The sequence below is a fragment of the Gammaproteobacteria bacterium genome, assembly GCA_019911805.1.
Taxonomy (GTDB): domain Bacteria; phylum Pseudomonadota; class Gammaproteobacteria; order Thiohalobacterales; family Thiohalobacteraceae; genus JAHJQQ01.
The window spans coordinates 1-4,415 of record JAIOJV010000056.1 but is presented as its reverse complement, the minus strand read 5'-3'; the positions used below and the strand labels follow the sequence as shown (position 1 = coordinate 4,415).

General features: G+C 69.4%; 5 protein-coding genes. All 5 read right to left on the bottom strand.

Translation table 11 applies throughout. The features are described 5' to 3' along the window. Window positions 1-77: 77 nt before the first annotated feature. On the bottom strand, window positions 78-941 hold the full coding sequence (locus K8I04_06775; GenBank protein ID MBZ0071413.1) for an alpha/beta hydrolase: 864 nt from the start codon (window positions 939-941) through the stop codon (window positions 78-80). Window positions 942-993: 52 nt separating this feature from the next. Continuing rightward, window positions 994-1,317 carry a glucosamine--fructose-6-phosphate aminotransferase gene (locus tag K8I04_06770; GenBank protein ID MBZ0071412.1) on the bottom strand — a complete coding sequence of 108 codons (324 nt, stop codon included), beginning with the start codon at window positions 1,315-1,317 and terminating at the stop codon, window positions 994-996. A gap of 161 nt (window positions 1,318-1,478) precedes the next feature. Beyond that, the gene (locus tag K8I04_06765; protein MBZ0071411.1) at window positions 1,479-1,964 is read right to left on the bottom strand and encodes a DsrE family protein; all 486 of its coding nucleotides are present in this window, start codon (window positions 1,962-1,964) and stop codon (window positions 1,479-1,481) included. 153 nt (window positions 1,965-2,117) lie between these two features. Continuing rightward, on the bottom strand, window positions 2,118-3,293 hold the full coding sequence (locus K8I04_06760; GenBank protein ID MBZ0071410.1) for a carotenoid 1,2-hydratase: 1,176 nt from the start codon (window positions 3,291-3,293) through the stop codon (window positions 2,118-2,120). After that, window positions 3,287-4,415 (bottom strand): ABC transporter permease (locus K8I04_06755; protein MBZ0071409.1); only part of this gene is annotated, 1,129 nt, incomplete at its 5' end. The genes K8I04_06760 and K8I04_06755, both read right to left, overlap by 7 nt.

Below are 4,415 nucleotides of genomic sequence, written 5' to 3'. Positions count from 1 at the left end.
GCACCCAACCCCTGGCTGACGGCCTCAGGCCTCGAATGGCGGCGAGTATACGCCATCCGGGACATCTCCCGCGTGACTCATTGAACCACGCCGGCGCGCTGCAGGAAGGTGAGCAGCCGGTCGGCATGCCGTTCGATCAGGTCCACGGAGTTGTGGCCGGCCCCGTCGAGCAGCAGCAGCTCCACCTGCTCCGACCCGGGGTTGCCGCGGATGGCGAGCGCATCCGTCGCCGGCACGGTGTCGTCCGCCTTGCCATGGACCAGCAGCACCGGGCAGTCGACGCGGCGGACGGTGTTGAGCGGCGCGATGTCGTCATAGCGGTGGCCGATGACCCATTCCACATAGCGCAGCACTGCGTCGATGAGCGGCCCCGGGAGCCGCAGGCGTGCCAGCTGGCGGCGCATCATCCAGTCTGGGTGGGCGAACGCGGCGATGCTGATCACGGCGGCGATGTCGTGGCGTCGCGCGGCCTCCAGCAGCACAGCGGCGGCACCGACCGAGTGTCCCAGCAGCACGATCGCCGGCGGCGGCACAGTGCGCGTGTGCAGCCAGGTGATGGCCGCACCGACGTCCTCGGCGAAGCGGGGCATGGAGGAAAAGGATGTCGCATCGCTGCGCCCGTGATTGCGCGCATCCGGCAGCAGCACATTCAGGCCGGCGGCATGCAGGGGTTTGGCCAACGGCAGCATCAGTTCGGCGTTGCCGCCCCAGCCATGCATCAATACCACGGTCGGCGCGGCGTCGTTCGCACCGGGCAGCCACCACGCGAACAGCCGTTTGCCGTCGACGGTGGGTATGCTGACCGCCTCGTAGGTCAGGCCGAGGTCCGCCGGACTGCCGCGCTCGACCCGCCGCGGGGCACGAAAACCAAGGTGGATGGCCAGCAGGACGATGGCGACCACCGTCGCGGTGGTCAGGGCTGTGCCGAGAAGGTAGTGCATCGGTCTGGGTCACTCGTGAGGGACGTCGAGACGCCGCCTGCGTAGCTTCTGTTCACGTCGAAATAGCGAATACGGCCGCCGCGGTCTGGCGGTCGATATGCACCTCGAGTTCACAATAGGCGTTGGTCGCCTGCGGCTCGTCACCGCAGCCGCAGGAGGCGATGATCTCGGTGAAGAACACACCGACGCGCGCCTGCACCGCTGCGGCGTCACCGCACACACGGAGGACGGTGACGACCACGCCACGGTCGTCGACATAGCCACCCTGCGAGGTACCCTCGTCCAGCGGTAGACTGCCCGTCGGCAGCGCCGTGAGTTCCTCTTTGAGCGCGGTGGCGCAGGCCTCACCGTCCCCGTTCCCATCCCAGGCACGCACTGTGGCAGGCAGGTGGATACTCACAGGTCCGCAGCGCTCAGGCAGTGCAGCGACCGGTCGCGCGCCGGCCCAGCCCCGCCAGAAGCTCGCACGTCAGGCGTGGCGATGTGCAGCGCCTCTGGCCGGGGAGGATAGCGTCACTGCGCACCGTCGGTACGCCGTCAGTACACCGGCACCAGCGCATAGCCCTGATTCTGATAGCCCATGATGGCGATGAAGCCGCTGCGCACCGCCTTGAGCTGCGGCAGCAGTGTGTCGTTGTCGACCCCGAAGGCGCGGGTCGCACCGCTGCACACCTCCATCTTCACACCGAGGCGATCGAGCTCGGCGATGGTCGTGGCGATGTCCTGCAGCACCGCCTCGTGTTCCAGTGCGATCTCCGCGGTCGGCTCGGTGGTGATGAACTTCACCGCCTCGGCGATGAACACGATGCGCAGATCCGGCTGCACGTCGGCCGCGCGCAGATTCGCGTGGTTGCTGACGATGGCCTTGAGATAGCCGGCGAGCGCCTGCGGGTTGGATTTGCGCACGTCATAGACCGCGTGCACCGTCTCCAGGCCCTGCAGCGCCGCGGCGTTGTCGAGTTCCGCGGCCATCGCCGGCACGCTGCCGACGGTACTGCCCAGCAGCAGCACAAGCCCCATCATCCCCGCGGTCAGGACACCGCCCTTCGTCTGGTTGCGCATAGTGAAATCTCTCCTGTCATACAGGCCTGGCGGCCTGCGTATCGTTGATCCGGGTCGCGTTCCGGGTGACCTGCCCGTGGTGGGCATCGTCTCTCGTGAGAGCGGTTTCGTGGCTCACAACGGCGGCCGTCCGCCGTAGCCGGTCATCTCCAGATAGCCGCGGCCGATCTCCCGCCCGGTATCCCTGCCGTTATCCCGTCCGCTCTCCCCTTTGCCTTCCCCGTTATCCTCTTCGGCATCTTCAAAAACGCGCACCGCACCTTCCCAGTACAACGCCCCGGTCGAGGGACGCGCGTCGAGCTCCTGATCGTCCAGCAGCGGCCGCAGCTGCAGGCGGCGATCACCGATCTCCAAGCGCCACTCTACCGGATACTCGACGCCGGTGCGTGGCGAGCGCCAGCGTCGCTGTGGCACGAAGCGGATGCGCGTGCGCGGTGGCACCGTCGTCGTGCCCTGCGCGGACGTCAGGGTCGCGGCGGTCCAGAGCGGCATGCCGTCGTGGCCGCGCATCTGGAAGGCCATGAGCGCGCCGCCGTCGTGCAGATTGATGCCGATCCAGTCCCAGCCACTCGCCGGTGCGGGCAGCAGTTCGCTCGACCATTCGTGGTCCAGCCAGGCACGGCCACGGACGGTGTGTGACGTCGCACCGAGCTGCAGGGTGCCGCTGACGGCGAGTTGCGGTCGACTGTAATAATAACTGGCGTTGACGGCATCGGGCGCCTTCTGGCTGAAGCCCTGGGCGCCGTTCAGGACGGGTGTGCCGGGCGCCTCGAAGTGCAGATCGAAGGCGAAGGCCTCGGCCTGGACGCGCGCGCGATAGCGGTCACCGGCGGCCGCACCCCGGTCTTCGCCTTCCAGCCGCCACGTGCCGATCCAGGCCTGCGTGCGTCCGACGGCCGCGCCGGCGAGCGGGTCGAATGCGCGCTCGACCCGCTCGGCATGCAGCAAGTGGCCGGTGGCAGGATCGGCGACCGCGGCGTGCGCCAGGATCAGCTGGCGGGGCGCGAAGCGGCTGGGGTTGTCCTCACCGATGCCGGTGCGCACCCGGAAGAAGGTCACCTGGAAACCGCGTTCGTTGCCCGCGCCGTCCTCCAGCCAGCCGGTGATGTACCACCATTCGGTGCGGTAGTCGGGATGGGCGCCGTGGTCGGCGGGAAAACTCAACGGCCGGCCCGGGCGCACCGCGGGATAGATCGTCGACTCCGGTGGTGGTTCGGCGGCAGCGCAGACAGCGACGCCAGACAGCGCCAGCACCCCGATCAGCACGGCACTGCGTACGCGCCTCACCAGTCCTCCCGCACGGCCAGTACCACATCCTGGCGCAGTGCCTGCCGGCCGGCGAGGCGCGCGGCGAGTGCGGCGAGCGCCACCAGCGCCAGCGCGAAGGCCAGCAGGCGGCCGGCCGGCAGGTGCAGGTCCATGCTCCAGTGAAAGCTCTGCCGGTTGATCACCTCGATCAGCACCAGGGCAATGGCGCCGCCCGCCGCCATGCCGACGGTGACGCCGATCACGGCCGTCAGCGCGCCCTCGATACCGAGCAGGGTACCGATCTCGCGGCGCAGCACCCCCAGGTGGCGCAGCATACCGAACTCCTTACGGCGGCTGGTGGCGAGTGCGGCGAAGCTGGTGGCGATACCGAACAGGCCGATCAGCACTGCCACGGCCTCCATGACATAGGTGATGAGGAAGGTGCGGTCGAAGACCGCCAGGCTGGTCGCGCGGATCGTGCCGGGCGTCTCGATCTCGATGACCTGCTCGCCCAGCAGCGCATGCAGCGCCGTCATGACGGTGTCCGCCCGGGCGCCGGCGGCGAGTTCGATGGCGAGATCGTCGCTGCGCGTATCGCCGCTGGCCGCGCGGTAATCGCTGAGTTCGACGATGACGGCACCGTTCTGCCGGGCATAATCACGCCAGATCCCGGCGATACGGAAGACCTGCAAGCGCCCCGCCAGCGGCAGTTCGAGGGTCGCGCCCACCCGCAGGTCGAGCAGATCCGCCAGTGCCTCCGAGATCCAGGCCGGCGGCAGTCCGCCCGCCTGCCCTGGCGGTGTGGCGGGCGCGGCGGTGACCAGCGGCAGGCCCGTGCCCGCGCCGACCGGGCGTGCGATCAGCGTCACCGGGGGGTGCCCGGCGGCCAGACGCAGCCGTTCGAAGCGCCGCGGTTCGACGGCGGCCACGCCCGGCAACGCGGCGACCCGTGCCACCGTCGCTGCGTTCAGCAGGCCGCTGTCGGTGGTGGTGCGTACATACAGGTCGGCTGGCAGCATGCGCGCGAGCCAGTCGTCCACGGAACTGCGGAACGAACTCACCATGATCGCCATGGCCGCCACCAGCGCCACGCTGACGAGTATGCCGGCGCCGGCGACCACGGCCTGGCCCGGGGCCGCGGCGAGCCGCGCATGGGCCAGGCCG